The organism is Streptomyces sp. NBC_00122, assembly GCF_045160845.1.
Taxonomy (GTDB): domain Bacteria; phylum Actinomycetota; class Actinomycetes; order Streptomycetales; family Streptomycetaceae; genus Streptomyces.
In genome coordinates this window covers 5,194,690-5,213,409 of the sequence record NZ_CP108191.1, presented here as the reverse complement: position 1 = coordinate 5,213,409, position 18,720 = coordinate 5,194,690, and the positions used below count along the sequence as shown (strand labels likewise).

Below are 18,720 nucleotides of genomic sequence, written 5' to 3'. Positions count from 1 at the left end.
CATTATCCGATCCCCACACAGTCCGCAGAGCCGCAAATCAGCCCTCCGGGTCACCCGGAGGGACCCACCCAAGTCCACGCGTGAGGACCCTCTTTCGGGGAAGATCTGGCAGGGACGTGGTCCAGCCGGATCAGCCGGGGCAGAATGGGAAGAGTCGTTATCTATGCAGGTCTGGCCGGGACAGGCGTATCCGCTCGGCGCCACTTACGACGGCGTCGGCACCAATTTCGCGGTCTACTCCGAGGCCGCCCGACGCATCGAGCTGTGCCTCCTCCACGACGACGGCTCGGAGACCGCGGTGGAGCTGCGCGAGACGGACGCCTTCGTCCGGCACGCGTACCTGCCCGGCATCATGCCGGGCCAGCGCTACGGGTTCCGCGTCCACGGCCCGTACGCGCCGGAGCGCGGCAAGCGCTGCAACGCGGCGAAGCTCCTGCTCGACCCGTACGCGCGGGCGATCAGCGGCAGCGTGGACTGGGGCGAGGCGGTGTACGGCTACCACTTCGGCCGGCCCGACTCCCGCAACGACCTGGACTCCGCCCCGCACACCATGAGCTCGGTCGTGGTGAACCCGTACTTCGACTGGGCCAATGACCGGCCGCCGCGCCACGAGTACCACCACACCGTGCTCTACGAGGCCCACGTCAAGGGCCTGACGATGAGGCATCCGGACCTGCCGGAGGAGCTGCGCGGCACGTACGGGGCGCTCGCGCACCCGGCGGTCATCGGGCACCTGGCCAAGCTCGGGGTGACGGCGCTGGAGCTGATGCCGGTGCACCAGTTCGTCAACGACCACCGGCTGGTCAACGACGGGCTGAGCAACTACTGGGGCTACAACACCATCGGCTTCTTCGCCCCGCACAACGGCTACGCCTCGGGTGACCGCGGCCAGCAGGTGCTGGAGTTCAAGTCGGCGGTCCGGGCGCTGCACGAGGCCGGGATCGAGGTGATCCTCGACGTGGTCTACAACCACACCGCCGAGGGGAACCACCTGGGCCCGACCCTGTCCTTCCGCGGGCTGGACAACGCCTCGTACTACCGGCTGGCGGACGATCCCCGGCACTACACGGACACCACCGGGACCGGGAACTCGCTCCTGATGCGTTCCCCGCACGTCCTCCAGCTGATCATGGACTCGCTGCGCTACTGGGTCACCGAGATGCACGTGGACGGCTTCCGCTTCGACCTGGCCGCGACGCTGGCGCGCCAGTTCCACGAGGTGGACCGGCTGTCCTCGTTCTTCGACCTGGTCCAGCAGGATCCGGTGGTCAGCCAGGTGAAGCTGATCGCCGAGCCCTGGGACCTGGGCGAGGGCGGCTACCAGGTGGGCAACTTCCCGCCGCTGTGGACCGAGTGGAACGGCAAGTACCGGGACACCGTACGGGACTTGTGGCGCGGGCAGCCGCGCACGCTGGCGGAGTTCGCGGGACGGCTGACCGGCTCCTCGGACCTCTACCAGGACGACGGGCGGCGACCGCTGGCCTCCATCAACTTCACCACCTGCCACGACGGCTTCACCCTGAACGACCTGGTCTCGTACAACGAGAAGCACAACGAGGCCAACCGGGAGGGCAACCGGGACGGCGAGACCCACAACCGGTCGTGGAACTGCGGGGTGGAGGGGCCGACCGAGGACCCGGAGGTCGTCGAGGTGCGCGAACGCCAGATGCGCAACTTCACGGCGACGCTCATGCTGTCGCAGGGCGTGCCGATGCTCAGCCACGGCGACGAGTTCGCGCGCTCGCAGGGCGGCAACAACAACGCGTACTGCCAGGACAACGAGTTGTCCTGGGTGCAGTGGCCCGAACCCGGCAAACCCGCCCCCGCGCTGCTGGAGTTCACCCGGCGGATGGTGTGGCTGCGCCGCGACCACCCGGTCTTCCGGCGGCGCCGGTTCTTCCACGGGCGGCCGGTGGAGGGCACGCACGACGAGCTCTCCGACATCGCCTGGTTCACCCCGCACGGCGAGGAGATGCGGGCCCGCGACTGGCAGGCGCAGCACGCGCGGGCGCTGACGGTGTTCCTGAACGGGGAGGCGATCTCCGAGCCGGGCAGCCGCGGGGAGCGGATCACCGACGACTCGTTCCTGCTGATGTTCAACGCGGGCGCCGATCCGCAGGACTTCACCATTCCGGCGGGGCACGGGGCGCAGTGGCGCCTGGTGGTGGACACCGCCCGGCCGGACGTGCTGCCACCCGGCACCGGGCCGCAGTACGCGGCCGGGGACCGGGTGGCGCTGGCGGGACGGTGCCTGGTGCTGCTTCAGCGCCCGGCGTAGCTGCCGTTCCCGTCGACGGCGGGCTCCTCCCCGGTGTCCGCGCTCTCCCCGGTCTCCTTCTCGGCCGGGGAGACGGTCTGCTGCGCGGGGATGAACGCCTTGGCGCGGGTGCGGGCGGACGGCACGCGCGTGACGAGGGCGAGGGTCAGGGCCAGGGCGGCCGCCCCCACGGCGACGGAGAAGGCCCCGGCGGGCCCGTACCACTCGGCGAGCCGCCCGGAGACGGCGAGCGCGACGGCCTGGCCGGCAACCAGCGAGCTGGCGGCGAAGGCCATCGCCTCGGCGAGCCGGGCGGGTTCCACGACGCGCTCGGTGAGCGCGAAGGCGGTGATCAGGTGCGGTGCGTAGGCCGCGCCGAGCACGGTGACGACCGCGTACAGCGGCCACAGGGTGTCGGTGAACAGCAGCGGCACCGACAGGACCAGCGCGGCGCCCGTGGCGGCCCGCCAGCGCAGCCGCAGCCCGAAACGCGCGGGCAGCGCGCCGAGTGCCAGGCCCACGGCGGCGCTGACGACGCCCATGGCCGCGTAGACGATCCCGGCCTGGCCCGGGACGCCCAACTGGGCGGTGAGCGCGGCGATTCCGGCCTGACAGGCGCCGAACATGGCGCCCTGGAGGGCGAGCGAGCCGCGGACGGCGTGGACCACGCGCGGCTGCCGGGCCCGCTCCCCCTTCGTACGCGCCCGCGCGCCCCGCTCCCCCGGACCCCGTCCGGAGGTGCCCCCGGTGACGGCGGCGGTGGGGTGCAGTGCGTAGGCGGTGCCGAAGACGGCGACGAGTGCGGCCGCGCCGCCGAGGGCGACGGCCGGGTGCGCGACGAGCGCGGCGAGGCCGACGAGGGCGGGTCCGAAGACGAACGAGACCTCGTCCAGGGTGCCTTCGAGCGAGTGGACGGCGCCCACCACGCTCTCGTCGGACTCGGCGCGGTGCGCCAGGGCCACGGAGCGGGTCCGGGCGAGCGGTCCGATCAGCGGTACGGAGGCGCCGGTGACGGCGCCGATCGCGGCGAGCGGGACGGTGCCGAGGCCGCCCAGGGCCCCGGCGACGAGAGCGGCGGTCGCGACGGCGTTGACGGCCGCGGCGCCGAGTACGACGGGCCGCTGCCCGTGGCGGTCGGCGAGCCGGCCCAGGACGGGGCCGAAGACCACCTGCCCGGCGGAGAGGGTGCCTCCGACGATGCCGGCGGCGGCGAGGGATCCGCTGGTCTGGGCGACCAGCAGGACGCTTCCGAACTGGGACATCGCGACGGGCAGTCGGGCGAGGAATGAGACGAGCGGGAGTAGGGGCCCGGTCAGGGCGATGACTCTTCGATAGGTGTTGACGGTTCCAACCACTTGATCAACGTTAACCCGGCGCAGTCACCCGGATGCATTGGGTAATGGCACGGAATCCGGCAGGCTGGGTACGTACGTTCTCATGAGCCAGCCGCAGTCAAGCGTCCAATCGGAATCTGATGTTCCGACACCTGTCACTCCGGCGTCGACCTACCGTCTCCAGCTGCGCCCGGAGTTCCCCTTCGCGGCGGCCGAGGCAGCCGTACCGTACCTCGCCTCGCTCGGCGTGTCGCACCTGCACCTGTCCCCCGTGCTGGAGGCCGTGCCCGGCTCGGCGCACGGGTACGACGTCACCGACCACTCCCGGGTCCGCGAGGAGCTGGGCGGCGAGCCCGGGCTGCGCTCGCTCGGCGCGGCCGCCCGGGCGCACGGGCTGGGCCTGGTGCTCGACATCGTGCCGAACCACATGGCGGTGCCCGCGCCGCTGCGGCTGAACCGGCCGCTGTGGGAGGTCCTGCGGGACGGGCCGGACTCGCCGTTCGCGCGCTGGTTCGACATCGACTGGGAGGCGGGCGGCGGCCAGGTGCTGCTGCCGGTGCTCGCCGGGCCCGTGGAGTCCTGCGACCTGAGGGCCGACGGTGCGGTGCTGCGCTACGGGGAGCAGGAGTTCCCGCTGCGGGAGGGCACCGCGGGGCTGGGGCTGCCCGAGCTGCTGGCCGCACAGTGGTACCGGCCCGCCTGGTGGCGGGAGGCCCGTACCGCCCTCAACTACCGGCGGTTCTTCACCATTTCGGAGCTGATCGGGGTCCGGGTGGAGGACCCGGAGGTTTTCACGGCCACCCACGCGAAGGTGCTGGAGCTGGTCCGGGACGGGGTGGCCGAGGGGCTGCGGATCGACCACGTGGACGGACTGGCCGACCCGGAGGGGTACTTGCGGCGGCTGCGGGCGGCGGCGGGGCCGCACTGCTGGGTGGTGGTGGAGAAGATCCTGGCCCCCCACGAGCGGCTGCCGCCCGCGTGGCCCGTGGCGGGGACCACCGGCTACGACGCGCTGTACCGGGTGGACGGGGTGTTCACCGACCCGGCGGGCGCCGCCGAACTGGCCGGGCGGTACGAGGAGTCGACGGCGTCCCCGGAGTGGGAGCCGACGGCGGAGGCATGCGCGCGGGAGGTGCTGACCGGTGACCTGGCCGCCGAGCTGGGCGCGCTGGAGCGCCAGGCCGGTCCGGAACTGGCGGACGCCGTACGGGAGTTGCTGATCGCCTATCCGGTCTACCGGCCGTATCCCGGCGATGACGGGCCTGATCCGCGGGCCATGGAGCGGGCGGCCTCGGCGGCCGGTCCGGACGGTCCGGCCGCGGTGGCCGGCGTACGGGAGCTGCTGCTGCGCGATCCCGCCTTCGCCGCCCGCTTCGCCCAGACCTCGGCCGCGCTGCGCGCCAAGTCGCTGGAGGACCGGGCCTTCTACCGGTACGCGCCGCTGCTGTCGGCCACCGAGGTCGGCGGGGATCCGGGACGGCCGGCCGTGCCGGCCGCGGAGTTCCACGCGTACTGCGCCCGCCTGGACCGGGACTGGCCCGGGTCGGGAACGGTGCTGTCCACGCACGACACCAAGCGCAGCGCGGACGTCCGGGCCCGGATCTCGGTGCTGTCGCAGGCGCCGGGGCCGATGGGAGCGGTCACCGGCCCGGATCCCCGGCTGGCGTGGACGGCCCGGCAGACCGCGCTGGGCCTCGGTCAGGTCCCGCAGGCCGCGCCCCGGCTGGCCGAGGCACTGCTCAAGGGGGTCCGCGAGGCCGCCCTGCGCACCAGTTGGACCGACCGGGACGAGGACTACGAGGCGACCGTGGCCGGGTACGCCCCCGGCCCGCTCGACCTGCCCGCTGACCTCGCGGAGGCGGCCCGCGCCAATCTGCTCGGCATGACGCTGCTGCACCTGGCGATGCCCGGGGTCCCGGAGGTCTACCAGGGCGCCGAGACCGAGTACCGGGCCCTGGTGGACCCCGACAACCGGCGCCCGGTCCGCTTCCCGCGGGAGGCGCTGGCCCGGCTGGACGCGGGGACCGCCCCGGACGGCCCGGCCGAGGAGAAGCTGGCGCTGACGGCCGCCCTGCTGCGGCTGCGCCGGGCCCGGCCCGGGCTGTTCACCGGCTACGCCCCGCTCCCGGCCCGGGGCGCGGCGGCGGAGCACTGCCTGGCCTTCACCCGCTCGCCCGGCCTGGTGGCGGTGACCACCCGCCTCTCGCACCGGCTGGCGGAATCGGGAGGCTGGCGCGGGACCGCCCTGCCGCTGCCGCCGGGCCGGTGGACCCCGCTGCCGGGCCTGCCCGGCGGCCGGGGGGACGCGGACGGGAACACGGACGGGAACATGGACGGGAACTCGTCCGGCCTCGCCTACGAGGGCGAGGCGGACCTGGCGGACCTACTGGCCCTGTCACCCGTGCGGGTCCTGCTCCGCGACGACTAGGTCCGCGAAGGCCTCCGCCGCACCGGTCAGCCGGACCCGGGAGAAGACGGCCAGCGGCCGGTGCCACGGGGGGTCGAGCGACAGCAGCACGCAGTCCTCGCCGACGGCGCCCCGGACCATGTGGGCCGGGGCCATGACCACGCCCACCCCGGCGGCCGCCATCCGTACGGCCGTCGAGGTGTGTTCCGTACGCAGCACCGTGCGCGGGGTGAAGCCCACCGTGCCGCACTCCCGGTCGAGGACGAGCCGGCCCTCGACGACCGGCTCCATGGCGCAGCGGATCCAGTCACGGTCGGCCAGCTCGCCCAGGCGCACGGCGGCCCGGCCGGCGAGGGGGTCGTCGAAGGGGACGACGATGACGAGTTCCTCCCGGCCGACCCGGAGCAGCGGTCCGGTCCACTCCTTGGGCTCCGGGCCGACCGCGACGTCGGCGACACCCCGTTCCAGCTGCTCCTCCAGGGCCTCGGTGGAGCCGTACTCGCGCAGCACCAGCGACACCCCCGGGTGCTCGGCGCGCCAGCGCGCGGCGATGCCCGGGAGCAGTCCGACGGCCACCGCGTGGACGGTCGCCACGTGCAGTTCGCCGCCGGCCACGCCCGCGGCGGCGCGGGCGGCCCGCTCGGCCTGCCGGGCGCTGTGGACGGCGAGCTGCGCGTGCGGCAGGAAGGCGCGGCCCATGGCGGTGAGCCGGACGCCGCGCGGCATGCGCTCCAGCAGAGCGCCGCCGACGGTCCGCTCCAGGGCCTTGACCTGGTGAGACAGCGCGGGCTGGGTGACGTGGAGGGAGTCCGCGGCCCGGGTGAAGGAGGACTCCTCCACGACGGCGAGGAAGTACTCCATCTGGCGCAGAGTCATGACCGGGAAGCATAGAGAACGTGCATGGACTCCAGAAGATCATTTCCTTGGACCGCGGCGAACGGGCGGGCCAGGCTGGATACATGACCAACGACGACAGCACGGTGGACGTGATCGTGATCGGTGGCGGTACGGGCGGCTACAGCACCGCCCTGCGCGCCTCGGCCCTCGGCCTGAGCGTCCTGCTCGCGGAACGCGACAAGGTCGGCGGGACCTGCCTGCACCGCGGCTGCATCCCCAGCAAGGCCATGCTGCACGCGGCCGAACTCGTGGACGGCATAGCCGAGGCGCGCGAGCGGTGGGGGGTGCGGGCGCGCGTGGAGTCCGTGGACTGGGCGGCTCTGACCGCCACCCGCGACGACATCGTCTCCCGCAACCACAAGGGTGTGGAGGGGCACTTGGAACACGCGGGGGTGCGTGTGGTGCGCAGCGGCGCCCGGTTGACCGGCCCGCGGTCCATCCGGACCGCGGACGGGCGGGAGTTCACCGCCGCCCGGGGGATCGTGCTGGCCACCGGGTCCCGTCCGCGCACCCTGCCCGGTCTGGAGCCCGACGGGCGCACGGTGGTGACCAGCGACGACGCGCTGTTCGCTCCCGGGCTGCCCGCGTCGGTGGTGGTGCTGGGCGGCGGGGCGATCGGCGTGGAGTACGCCTCGTTCCACCGCTCGATGGGCGCGGAGGTGACGCTGGTCGAGGCCGCGGACCGACTGGTTCCGCTGGAGGACGCCGACGTGTCCCGGCATCTGGCGCGGGGCCTGAAGAAGCGCGGCATCGACGTGTGGACGGGGGCCCGGCTGGACGGGGCCGTGGTGGAGGACGGGATCGTACGGGCCACCGTGCGCACCGCGCGCGGGGAGCAGCGGGAGCTGACGGCCGAGCGGCTGCTCGTGGCCGTCGGCCGGGTCCCGGTCACCGACGGGCTGGACCTCGCGGCGGCCGGGCTGGCCACCGACGGGCGGGGTTTCGTGGAGCCGGCCGACTGGTCCCGGCTGGAGACGGCCGTTTCGGGGATCCACGTGGTGGGCGACCTGCTGCCGCCGCCGTCGCTGGGCCTGGCGCACGCCTCCTTCGCGGAGGGGCTGCTGGTGGCGGAGACCCTGGCGGGAGTCGCGACCGTTCCGGTGGACTACGCGGCGGTGCCGCGGGTGACGTACTCGGCGCCGCAGACCGCGGCCGTCGGCCTGACGGAGGAGCAGGCCCGGGCCTCGGCCTACGACGTGGTGGTGAACTCGATGCCGCTGACGGCGGTCGCCAAGGGGATGGTGCACGGGCAGGGCGGCACCGTGAAGGTGGTCGCGGAGCGGGGCGGACGGGTGCTCGGGGTGCACCTGGTGGGGCCGCACGTCTCGGAGATGATCGCGGAGAGCCAGCTGATCGTGGGCTGGGACGCCGAGCCGGGCGATGTGGCCCGGCACGTCCACGCCCACCCGACGCTGTCGGAGGCGGTGGGCGAGGCCTTCCTGACCCTGTCGGGCCGCGGCCTGCACCAGCAGTGACCCCGGGCCGGACCGTCCAGCGGTTCCGCACGCTTCACGCCCCGCCCGGGGCCCTCCCGGACGGAAGTACGGGAGCCGCGGAGCAGTAGGCGGCGGGCCCGGCGGGCATGGCATCCCTTGTGACCATCCTCCGTGACATGTGCTATCCCACACCGCGCGAACTCGCGCTGGCCGCCCGCGCACTCGCGGACGAACACCCCCGCGAGGTGCGGATCCGTCAGGTCGGCACCTCGCGGGCCGGGCAGCCCCTCTGGCTGCTCTCCGTCGACGCGGTCGGCCCTGCCGGGCCCGGGCAGAACGTCCTGGTCGTCGCCGGGGCCCACGCCAACGAGCCCGTCGGCGGCGCCACCGTCCTCTCCCTCGCCCGCCGCCTCCTGCGCGAGCCGGCCCCGCGGGCGGGCTGCGGCTGGCACTTCCTGCTCTGCGCCGACCCGGACGGCGCGGACCTGCACCGCACGCCCCGCCCGTACTCGCTCCTCGACTACCACCGGCACTTCTACCGGCCCCCCGGACCCGAACAGCCCGAGTGGGCGCCGTCTTTACTGGCCCCGGACCGGCTGCCGCCCGAGACCCTGGCCCTGACCGGCCTCATCGACGAACTCCGGCCCGTCCTCCAGGCCTCCCTGCACGCCACCGACCTCGGCGGCTCCTGGGTCCAGCTCACCCGGGACGTACCCGGCCTCGCCGAACCCTTCGGCAAATCGGCCGCCGAGCTGCGCATCCCGGTGGAGAACGGGGCCTCGGACGCCGCGGGCTGGCCCTCCCCCGGGCCCGGGATCTTCGTGATACCGCAGCCGGGGGGCGGGGCAGCCGGAGCCTTCCACCCCGAGGACACCCGGCTCAGCACCTGGTACCACCCCCACCGGTACGCCGGCACCACCGCGATCGTCGAAGTCCCCATGTGGGCCTCCGACCTGGTGGACGACCCGGCCCCGCACCCCGACCCGCGCCGCGCCCTGCGGATGCTGGCGGCGCGGCTCGACGGCGACTCCGCGCTCGTCGCCCGTGTCCGTGACGGGATCCCGCCCGGGCCGCCGCCGTACGCGGACCCGGCCGCGGCGGCCCTGCTGCGCGCGGTCGACTGGACGCTCGCGCTGATCCCCCGGATCACCGCGGAGTGGACCGGCCCCGCGGCTCCCACGGAGGCCACGGCGGCGTACATCGCCAGCATCGACGCCTTCGGGCGGCGCATGTCGCTGCGCGCCGCCGCGATGCTGCTGCGGGTGCTGCGCACGCAGGGCCACCCGGCAGCGCCCGGGCTGGACCGGCTGGTCACGGGGTGGTGCGAGGACTTCGCGGCCCGCTTCCAGGCCCGCTGGGTCCCGGTGGCCACCCAGGTGGAACACCAGTCCCGGACCGTCCTGGCCACGTACGAACGCCTCACGGCGACCGAGCGGGCCACCTAGGGCGACCTAGGACGACCTGGGACGGCCTAGTCCACGTCAAGTCCGTACCGGCGCTTGGGCAGGCCGGTGGCGCCGAGCCGGTCGTAGAACCGGATCGCGCCCTCGTTCCAGTCGGGGGTCTGCCACTGGACCTGGTCGAGGCCGAGCTCGCGGGCGAGGCCGCGCACGCCGTCCATCAGGGCGGCGCCGAGCCCGTGGCCGCGGGCCTCCTCGGCCAGGTAGAGGCAGTCCATGTGGAGGTAGTGCCGGGCGTCCCAGAAGGCGAACTCGGCCGAGCAGGCGGCGTATCCGGCGACCGCGCCGTCCGGGGTCTCGGCGAGCAGCACCCACTTTCCCCCGGCCACCGCTGGGGGTGCCTCCGAGGACCCTTCGGCGAACAGCTGCGGCCCGAGCCGCTCGGCGAGGTCCGGCGGCCGCGGGGCCGACTTCTCGTACGCGACGTGCTCGTGGATGAGTTCGACCAGGCGGGGCAGGTCCCCGACGCGTGCGCGGCGTACGACGGGCGTGTGTTCGGCGCTGTGTTCCATGCCCGCCATCCTGGGCCACGGCGCGGCACGGCGGGGGCCGCCCTCGGCCTCAGCTCGACGACAGCCGGAAGGTCATCTTCCCGAAGCTCACCTGGTCGCCGTCGCGGACCACCGCGGAGCCCGTCACGCGACGCCCGTTGACCGTGGTGCCGTTGGTGGAGCCGAGGTCCTTGAGCACCCACATCCCGCCCTGCAGGCTGAGCTCCGCGTGCGCGCGCGAGACGGTCTCGTGGCTGAGCCGCAGCCCGTTGCCGGGGTCGCGGCCGATCCGCAGGGCCGCCGCACTCGGGTGCGGCAGCAGCAGTTTGGGCAGCTTCTCGGCGGCCCAGGCACGCCGGACGCCGACCGAGACGGCGGAGACCCGCCCCACCCAGCCGAACAGCCGACGGGTCCACGGACTTGTCGCTTCCTCGCGTGTCTGGAGGTCTGCGGTCAGGACGGCCAGGTCCTCGGAGCGGCGGGCGACCAGGGCGAGTTCCATCCGGCGCATGAAGGTGTCATGGGACAGCTTGCCGAGGGCAGCGCCCTCTCTCAGCTGGCCCAGCGCCCGGTCGCGCTCGGCATCGGACAGCCGCGGCGCGGGGAAGGGTGGGAACTCAAAACTCGACGTCACAGGGTGATTGTCGGCCCGTCGGGGCCGGAGTGTCCAGAACTCCCCCGCCACGCCCGGAATGATGGGCAGGATACGCATGCTGGACACCGCCGGAGACGAGGGGAACGTCCGTGCAGTTCGAGGTGTGGGCACCGCTGACAGGTCACGTCGCCATGCGACTCGACGACGTGACGTACGACATGGCGCGCGATCCGGAGCGGGACGGCTGGTGGACCGCCCAGGCCCCGGCCTCCGACGGAAGCCGGTACGGGTTCCTGCTGGACGGCGACCGCGCCCCCCGCCCGGACCCGCGCGGCCGGCGGCTCCCGGACGGGCCGGGTGGCCTGTCGGCGGTGGTCGACTTCGAGGCCCTCCCCGCGCCGGGGGCCGGGCCGGTGCGCACCCCGCTCCAGGACGCCGTCCTGTACGAGCTGCACATCGGCACCTTCACCCCCGAGGGGACCTTCGACGCCGCCGCCGCCCGCCTCGGGCACCTCACCGCCCTCGGCGTCACGCACGTGGAGCTGATGCCCGTCTGCCCGTTCCCCGGCAGGCACGGATGGGGGTACGACGGGGTCGCCCCCTGGGCGGTGCACGAGCCGTACGGAGGCCCGGCCGGGCTGGCCCGCTTCACGGCGGCCGCGCACGCCGCCGGGCTGGGGGTGGTCCTCGACGTGGTCCACAACCACCTCGGCCCCTCCGGCAACCACCTGCCCTCCTACGGCCCGTACTTCACCGACACCCACCACACCCCGTGGGGCGCGGCGGTGAACCTGGACGCGCCCGGCTCGGACGAGGTGCGCGCCTACCTCCTGGGCAGCTCGCTGGCCTGGCTGCGCGACTACGGGATCGACGGGCTGCGGCTGGACGCCGTACACGCGCTGGCCGACGGGCGGGCCCTGACCTTCCTGGAGGAGCTGGCCGCGGCCGTGGACGAGCTGGCGGCCGAGACCGGCCGGCCGCTGTTCCTGATCGCCGAGTCCGACCGCTGCGACCCGCGCACCACCACCCCGCGCGCCGACGGGGGCCTGGGCCTGCACGCCCAGTGGAACGACGACTTCCACCACGCCCTGCACTGCGCGCTGACCGGCGAGTCCCAGGCCTACTACGCCGACTTCGCCCAAACCCCGCTGGCGGCCCTCGCCAAGACCCTGACCCGGGCCTTCTTCCACGACGGGACCTGGTCCTCCTTCCGCGGCCGAACCCACGGGCGGCCCGTGGACCGGCGCCGAACCCCGGCCCACCGCTTCCTCGGCTACACCCAGACCCACGACCAGATCGGCAACCGGGCGCTCGGTGACCGGCTCGCCGCCTCGCTCTCCCCCGGGCTGCTGGCGTGCGCCGCGACGCTGGCACTGACCGGGCCGTTCGTACCGATGCTGTTCATGGGCGAGGAGTGGGGCGCGGGCACCCCGTGGCAGTACTTCACGGACCACCCCGACCCGGAGCTGGCCGAGGCGGTACGGAGCGGCCGGCGCCGTGAGTTCGCGGCGCACGGCTGGAAGGCCGAAGAAGTCCCCGACCCGCAGGACCCGGCCACCCGGGACCGCTCCTGCCTGGACTGGGCGGAGCCCGAGCAGGCCGGCCACGCCCGCCTGCTGGACTGGTACCGCACCCTCGTGACGCTGCGCCGCGCCCACCCGGACCTGCGCGACCCGGACCTCGCGGCGGTCCGGGTCGCCTACGACGAGGAGCGCCGCTGGCTCACCTTCCGGCGGGGCGACGTACGGGTGGCCGTGAACCTCTCCCCGGAGCCGGCCACGATCGCGCTCGGCCGCAACGGGGTGCGGGTGCTGGCCGCCTGGGAGCCCCTCGAACACCCGGGCCCGGACGGGCGGATCCACCTGCCGGGCGAGTCGGCGGTCGTGCTCGGCCCGTGAGGACCGCTATTCGACGACGGCCAGCTCGCGCGGCGCGTGGTTGAAGCGCCGCGCGCCGTCCTCGGTGACGGTCACGATGTCCTCGATGCGCACCCCGAACCGGCCGGGCAGGTAGATGCCCGGCTCCACGGAGAAGCACATGCCGGGCACGAGGGGCTGCTCCTCGCCCTCGACCATGTACGGCGGCTCGTGGGTGGTGACGCCGATGCCGTGGCCGGTGCGGTGGATGAACCGGTCGCCGTAGCCGAACTCGGTGATCACCGCGCGGGCCGCGCGGTCGACCTCCTGACAGGAGACGCCCGGCCGGACCGCCGCCACGCCCGCCTGCTGGGCCTCGCGGACGATGTCGTGGACGCGCTGCTCCTCGGCACTCGGCTCGCCCACGTGCACGGTACGGGAGATGTCCGAGCCGTAGCCGTGGTGCAGCCCGCCGAAGTCGAGGACCACCATGTCGCCGTGCTGGATGACCCGTTCGCCCGCCTCGTGGTGCGGGTTGGCCCCGTTGGGTCCGGAGCCGACGACCGTGAAGTCGACCTGGGAGTGGCCGTGCACGCGTAGCAGGGAGGCCAGTTCGGCGGCGACATCGGTCTCCCGCCGTCCGGTGAAGGGGAGATGGAGGATCTGCGCGTAGGCGGCGTCGGCGGCCGCCCCCGCCGCGGCGAGGGCCTCCAGCTCCCGCGCGTCCTTCACGGCGCGCAGCATGGGCAGGGAGTCGGTGAGCGGGACGTAGGAGGTGGTGGGCAACTCCCGCTGCAGTCCCAGGAGATGCAGGGACCAGGTGTTGTCGCTCACCCCGAAGCGCCCGGCCGCGTCCAGCAGCGGGGCGGTCACCGCGTACGGGTTCTTCCCGTCGGTCCAGTCCCGCAGGGACAGCGCGGCGGCGCCGGGTGCCTTGGCCGCGTCCGGGGCCTCCAGGGCGGGCACGACGAGCACCGGCTCCTGCCCGGCGGCCAGCACGAGCAGGGTGAGCCGCTCGGTCTCGGCGGTGGGGCGGTAGCCGGTGAGGTGCGTGAGATCGGGCCCGGGGGCGATCAGCAGTCCGGCGAGGCCCGCGTCGGCGGCGGTCTCGGCGGCCGCGGCCATCCGGGCGGCGTAGTCGGCGGCGGTGAAGGGGGCGGGGCCCGCGGCGTTGTCCGTGTCATGGGTCATACGGGTGATCCTGCCGTGAGCCGCACGGCGAGGGCAGCGGCCGCGCCGGTCGGGGCGCCGGGCGAGAGCAGTTCCGTACGGTGCACCAGGCGGGGCGCGGACAGCGGTACGGCGACCCCCGCCGCGGCCGCTTCGGCGACGCGGCGCGGCAGCAGCACGAGGCCGTGCCCGGCGGCCGCGAGGGCGCACAGGGCGAGCACGTCGGTGCCGTCGTAGCGGGCGCCGGTGCGGGCGGCGGTCAGCGGCAGGCCGACACCGGGGGCATCGAGCCAGCGCGCGTCGGCGAGATCGTCGAGCCGGACGCCGGCCCGCCCGGCGAAGGGGTGCCCGTCGGGCAGCAGGACGGCCAGTTCCTCCTCGCCGACGCCCGTCACGGTGAGCGGGGCCACGTCGGGCAGCCGCAGCGGATCGCTGGGCGCGGCCGGGCCGTCCACGAGCCCGAGGTCGCAGCCCCCGGTGGCGACGGCGGCGGGCACCTCGACCGGGGGCAGCACCCGCAGGGTGACCCCGGTGGCGGGCAGGGCCGCGAGCAGCCGGGGGCCGACGGCGAGCGGGGACGCGGCGAGGGTGATCCGCCCGGGCGGAGCGGCGGCCAGCCGCAGGACGTCGGCCCGCGCGGCGTCGAGCCGCAGGAGCAGCGGTCCGGCGTGCTCCAGCAGGCGCGCCCCGGCCGGGGTGGGTGCCACGGGCCGGCGCGTGAACAGCTCGGTCCGCAGGTCCCCCTCCAGTGCGGCGATGTGCTGGGACACGGCGGACTGGGTGTAGCCGAGCTCGCGGGCGGCGGCGGAGAAGGAGGAGAGCCGGGCCACGGCGACGAAGGTGCGGAGCAGGTGCGGGTCCATGTGATCAGGGTGTCATCAGAACTGCTTATCGATCCAGCAGGAACAATCGTTGGCGCTGAAGTGGGGTCCGGGATCACCATGAACGGCATGACCACCGCACCGATCGCCCGGATCGCCCTCGTCGGCGACCGCTCCCCGCACGTGAAGTCCCACACCCGCATCCCGGTCCTCCTCGACGCCCTCGCCTCCCGGGACGGACTGGTCCTCGACGCCTACTGGATCCCCACCGGCGACGCCGGGGCCGAGGCCGCCGTCGGGACGCCGGCCCGCTTCGACGCGGTGTGGGTGCTGCCCGGCAGCCCGTACGCCAGCGAGGCCGGGGTGCTGGCCGCGATCCGGGTGGCCCGGGAGGAGGGCATCCCCTTCCTCGGGACCTGCGGCGGCTTCCAGCACGCCCTGCTGGAGTACGCCCGTACGGTCTGCGGGCAGGGCGACGCGGCGCACGCCGAGAACGACCCCGGGGCCGCCGACCCGGTGATCACGCCGCTGGCCTGCTCGCTCGTCGGGCACGAGGGCCTCGTACGGACCGAGCCGGGCTCGCTCGCCGAGGCCGCGCTGGGCGCGGAGCGGTCGATGGAGCGCTACCACTGCAACTACGGACCCTCGCCCCGGCACCTGCCGGCGCTCGCCGCGCACGGGCTGCGGCTCTCGGGCCACGACGAGGACGGGCAGGTGCGCATCGCCGAGCTGCCCGGCCACCCCTTCTTCCTCGCCACGCTCTTCCAGCCGGAGCTGCACGGGGACGGGACGCGGCCGCACCCGATCATCCGGGCCTTCGCCGCGGCCGCCGTCGCGCACGCCGCCCGCCGCACGGACAGCGTCTCCGGCCGGCTGGCCGCGACCCTCGCGGGCAGCCGGTCCGCCGGATAACGCGTCGCGGGACCACCCGTCTGATCGGCTATGCTGTGCTTGCACATCGAACGGGCGGTCCGCCGCCCTTCGTGGTGGGTGTAGCTCAGTTGGTAGAGCACCTGGTTGTGGTCCAGGTGGCCGCGGGTTCAAGTCCCGTCACTCACCCTTTCGGTCCCGTGGGGGTACGAGGTTTTCCTCGTACCCCCACGGGCTTTTGCATGTCCGCCCGGCCTACCATCACCCGGTGGAACCGACATCGCGCACAGAGCCGCTGATCATGGGTGGTTCGTTTCCCCGGGTCGACGGCGCCGTACACCCGCACCATCCCCGGTCGTACGAGATCGGCGACCCGGCGGAGGCCGCCGAGGTCCGAGCCCTGCAGCCGCCCCACCGCGAGGAAGGCGCCGACGAGTTCGAGTGCATGTGCTGGGAGGACTCGGGAAGGGTGGTCGTCACCCCCGAGTGGATCCGGCTGCTCGACCCGCTGTCCCCCGACGGCATCCCTGCCCGGCACCGGGCCCGCTGGGCGGCCGCGGCGCCCGCGGGGCTGCGGGCGTACGCAGAAGCCCTCGCCGCGGGCGAGGAGGAACCGGACCTGCCACGGGGAGTGCCACTGGGCGTGGTGTTCAGCTGGATGGGCGCCGTGAGGAAGGAGCCCCGGGACGCGGCCTGGCTGCTCGCCGAGCGGGGTCCGCAGCGGCTGCTGGCCGGTGCGGCCACGGACGAACTGGCGTGGGCGGTGCGGGAGACGGACCGGGCCGGGCTGGAGGGGGCCGTGCGGTTCTTCGTGAGCGAGGAGTTCACCACCCGCCACCCCAAGCGGCGCCGGGTCGGGGACACCTCCCGCGACCTGCTGCTCCGGCACGCCCGCAGCCACCGCCCCCAGGACCTGCCGGTCCTGGAACGGCGGCTGCTGCGCGCACCGGAGGACCGGGTCAGACGGTCTTGATCGCCGGGTCGGAGATGCCCGGGGCGCCCGTCTCCACGTGGCCGGCGAACCGCCGCAGGAAGGTGGCGTCCGCGTCGGAGACGACCGTGACGTCGTACCAGCGGCCCGCCGTGCGCAGGTCCACCGTGTGGGAGACCGTGGCACCGGGCGTGACCCTGAAGGTCTGGGCCCCGCCGCCGTAGGCGTTCGTCACCGTGAGGTTGACCGCGGCCGAGCCGGGGTTCGTCAGGGTGAGGGCCAGGTTGCCGGCGGCGTCCACGTGGCGGGCCGTGACCTCGGGACCGGCCTTCTTCGCCGGGCCCTTCCAGGTGCGCAGGAAGCCGTTCGGGCCCCACACCGTGAGGTTGATCTGGTTGCCGGTGGAGCTGCTGGTGCTCCAGGTGTCCGAGAGGGTCTTGCCCGCCTCGACCGTGTAGGGCCAGGGGCCGTCCGTACGGTTGCCCGAGGTGCTGTGGAAGTGGGCGCCGAGGGCGGAACCGCTGGCGAAGGTCAGGGTGAACTTGCCCGTGGAGACGGTGGCCTTGCCATCCACGTACGGGCTGTAGCCCAGGGCGCGGGTCGGCTTGGAGCCGGCCTCCTGCTTGGGCAGGGTGCCCGTGGCCGGCGGCACCGGGTGGTAGGACGGGTGGGCGTTGTGGTCCGGCGGGATGTAGCCCGCCGTGGAGGGCAGGGCGGCGGGGGTCGCGTCCGCCTGGCTGAAGTCGAAGGCCGAGGTCAGGTCTCCGCAGACGGCGCGGCGCCACGGCGAGATGTTGGGCTCCTGCACGCCGAAGCGCTTCTCCATGAAGCGGATCACCGAGGTGTGGTCGAAGGTCTCGGAGCAGACGTAGCCGCCCTTGCTCCACGGGGAGACCACGATCATCGGGACGCGCGGGCCCAGGCCGTACGGGCCGGCCGCGTAGCCGCCGCCCCCGGAGTACAGGTCCTTGGACACGTCCGCCGTGGACAGGCCCCAGGCCGAGGAGGCGGGCGGGTACGGCGGGACGACGTGGTCGAAGAAGCCGTCGTTCTCGTCGTAGGTGATGAACAGGGCGGTCTTCGCCCACACCGCCGGGTTCGCGGTCAGCGCGTCCAGGACCTGCGAGATGTACCAGGCGCCGAAGTTCACCGGCCAGTTCGGGTGCTCGCTGAAGGCCTCGGGGGCGGCGATCCAGGAGACCTGCGGCAGAGTGCCGTTCGTCACGTCGGCGCGCAGCCGGTCGAAGTAACCGTCGCCCGCCTTGACGTTGGTGCCCGTGCGGGCCTTCTCGTACAGGGCGCTGCCGGGCGCGGCGTTGCGGTAGTTGTTGAAGTACAGCAGCGAGTTGTCGCCGTAGTTGCCGCGGAAGGCGTCGCTGATCCAGCCCCACGAGCCGGCCGCGTTCAGGCCGTCGCCGATGTCCTGGTAGATCTTCCACGAGACCCCGGCCGACTCCAGGCGCTCGGGGTACGTCTTCCAGCCGTACCCGGCCTCCTGGTTGCCGAGGACCGGCCCGCCGCCCACTCCGTCGTTGCCCGTGCAGCCGGACCACATGTAGTAGCGGTTCGGGTCGGTGGCACCGATGAAGGAGCAGTGGTAGGCGTCGCACACGGTGAAGGCGTCGGCGAGGGCGTAGTGGAACGGGATGTCGTTCCGGGTCATGTACGACATGGTGGTGGCCGTCTTGGCCGGCACCCACTTGTCGTACTTGCCGTTGTTGTAGGCCTGGTGGCCGCCGGCCCAGTCGTGGTTGAGGCCCTCGACGAACTGCATCCCCAGGTCGCCCACCTGCGGGTTGAAGGGGAGGATGTCCTTTGTCCCGTTGGACTGGTAGAAAACGGGCTTTCCGTTGTCCTGGAGGACCGGCCGCGGGTCGCCGAAGCCCCGTACGCCCTTCATCGCGCCGAAGTACTGGTCGAAGGACCGGTTCTCCTGCATGAGGACGACGATGTGCTCGATGTCCTGGATCGTGCCGGTGCTTCCCTGGGCCGGGATGGCCGCGGCCCGCGCGATGCTCTCGTTCAGCATCGCGGCGGCGGCGGTGCCGCCTGCGATCTGCAGGAACCTGCGGCGATTGAGTTCTGCCATGGCGTGACGACCTCTGCGGGTAAGGGGGTGTCGAGGGGCGCCCCAAGGACAGCGGCCCGGGGGTACCGGACGGAGATCCCTGTCCGACGCCCGGCCGTACAGCCGG

Annotated in this window: 14 protein-coding genes and 1 tRNA gene; 8 read left to right on the top strand and 7 right to left on the bottom strand. The window is 73.9% G+C overall.

Annotation, left to right across the window (positions count from 1 at the left end):
• Nucleotides 1-163 precede the first annotated feature (163 nt).
• Nucleotides 164-2,278, top strand: coding sequence for a glycogen debranching protein GlgX (glgX, locus tag OG737_RS24380; RefSeq protein WP_328928276.1), 2,115 nt, complete (start codon nt 164-166; stop codon nt 2,276-2,278).
• Here glgX and OG737_RS24375 read toward each other — a convergent pair.
• Nucleotides 2,263-3,612, bottom strand: coding sequence for an MFS transporter (locus tag OG737_RS24375; RefSeq protein ID WP_328928275.1), 1,350 nt, complete (start codon nt 3,610-3,612; stop codon nt 2,263-2,265). The two genes, glgX and OG737_RS24375, sit on opposite strands and share 16 nt — an antisense overlap.
• Nucleotides 3,613-3,694: 82 nt before the next feature.
• Between OG737_RS24375 and treY the strand changes: the two genes are divergently transcribed.
• Nucleotides 3,695-6,019, top strand: coding sequence for a malto-oligosyltrehalose synthase (gene treY / locus OG737_RS24370; RefSeq protein WP_405921962.1), 2,325 nt, complete (start codon nt 3,695-3,697; stop codon nt 6,017-6,019).
• On the opposite strand, the gene OG737_RS24365 is transcribed toward treY, so the two are convergent.
• Entirely contained in the window at nt 5,987-6,874 is an 888-nt protein-coding gene (locus tag OG737_RS24365) for a LysR family transcriptional regulator (RefSeq protein WP_405677974.1), read from the bottom strand. The genes treY and OG737_RS24365 overlap by 33 nt on opposite strands.
• A gap of 83 nt (nt 6,875-6,957) precedes the next feature.
• On the opposite strand from OG737_RS24365, the gene lpdA reads away from it, so the two are divergent.
• Together lpdA and OG737_RS24355 are read left to right on the top strand one after the other, a co-directional pair.
• Nucleotides 6,958-8,370, top strand: a complete 1,413-nt coding sequence (lpdA, locus tag OG737_RS24360; RefSeq protein ID WP_328928272.1) for a dihydrolipoyl dehydrogenase — start codon at nt 6,958-6,960, stop codon at nt 8,368-8,370.
• Nucleotides 8,371-8,507: 137 nt separating this feature from the next.
• Complete coding sequence (locus OG737_RS24355; RefSeq protein WP_328928271.1) at nt 8,508-9,776, top strand: M14 family zinc carboxypeptidase; 1,269 nt, start codon at nt 8,508-8,510, stop codon at nt 9,774-9,776.
• A 26-nt stretch (nt 9,777-9,802) separates the two neighbouring features.
• Here OG737_RS24355 and OG737_RS24350 read toward each other — a convergent pair whose 3' ends face one another.
• Nucleotides 9,803-10,303 carry a GNAT family N-acetyltransferase gene (locus OG737_RS24350; protein ID WP_328928270.1) on the bottom strand — a complete coding sequence of 167 codons (501 nt, stop codon included), beginning with the start codon at nt 10,301-10,303 and terminating at the stop codon, nt 9,803-9,805.
• 49 nt (nt 10,304-10,352) lie between these two features.
• Nucleotides 10,353-10,916 carry a DUF1707 and FHA domain-containing protein gene (locus tag OG737_RS24345; protein ID WP_328928269.1) on the bottom strand — a complete coding sequence of 188 codons (564 nt, stop codon included), beginning with the start codon at nt 10,914-10,916 and terminating at the stop codon, nt 10,353-10,355.
• Nucleotides 10,917-11,026: 110 nt separating this feature from the next.
• On the opposite strand from OG737_RS24345, the gene treZ reads away from it, so the two are divergent.
• Nucleotides 11,027-12,775, top strand: coding sequence for a malto-oligosyltrehalose trehalohydrolase (gene treZ, locus OG737_RS24340; protein ID WP_328928268.1), 1,749 nt, complete (start codon nt 11,027-11,029; stop codon nt 12,773-12,775).
• A 6-nt stretch (nt 12,776-12,781) separates the two neighbouring features.
• Here the strand turns inward: treZ and OG737_RS24335 are convergent, their stop codons facing one another.
• A complete protein-coding gene (locus OG737_RS24335) occupies nt 12,782-13,924 on the bottom strand; it encodes an aminopeptidase P family protein (RefSeq protein WP_328928267.1) in 1,143 nt (380 codons plus the stop codon).
• Nucleotides 13,921-14,766 (bottom strand): LysR family transcriptional regulator, encoded by an 846-nt coding sequence (locus tag OG737_RS24330; RefSeq protein WP_328928266.1) that lies wholly within the window; start codon nt 14,764-14,766, stop codon nt 13,921-13,923. Before OG737_RS24330 ends, OG737_RS24335 begins: the two co-directional genes overlap by 4 nt.
• 87 nt (nt 14,767-14,853) lie before the next feature.
• Between OG737_RS24330 and OG737_RS24325 the strand changes: the two genes are divergently transcribed.
• The 3 genes from OG737_RS24325 to OG737_RS24315 all read left to right on the top strand — a co-directional run bounded on the left by OG737_RS24325 (nt 14,854) and on the right by OG737_RS24315 (nt 16,567).
• Nucleotides 14,854-15,636, top strand: coding sequence for a glutamine amidotransferase-related protein (locus tag OG737_RS24325; protein ID WP_328928265.1), 783 nt, complete (start codon nt 14,854-14,856; stop codon nt 15,634-15,636).
• Between the two features lie 74 nt (nt 15,637-15,710).
• Nucleotides 15,711-15,783 (top strand) — tRNA-His (locus OG737_RS24320).
• A gap of 79 nt (nt 15,784-15,862) precedes the next feature.
• Nucleotides 15,863-16,567, top strand: a complete 705-nt coding sequence (locus OG737_RS24315) for a hypothetical protein (RefSeq protein WP_328928264.1) — start codon at nt 15,863-15,865, stop codon at nt 16,565-16,567.
• Here the strand turns inward: OG737_RS24315 and OG737_RS24310 are convergent.
• Nucleotides 16,554-18,614: a phosphocholine-specific phospholipase C gene (locus tag OG737_RS24310; RefSeq protein ID WP_328928263.1), complete on the bottom strand. Its 2,061-nt coding sequence runs from the start codon at nt 18,612-18,614 to the stop codon at nt 16,554-16,556. The two genes, OG737_RS24315 and OG737_RS24310, sit on opposite strands and share 14 nt — an antisense overlap.
• Nucleotides 18,615-18,720 lie beyond the last annotated feature (106 nt).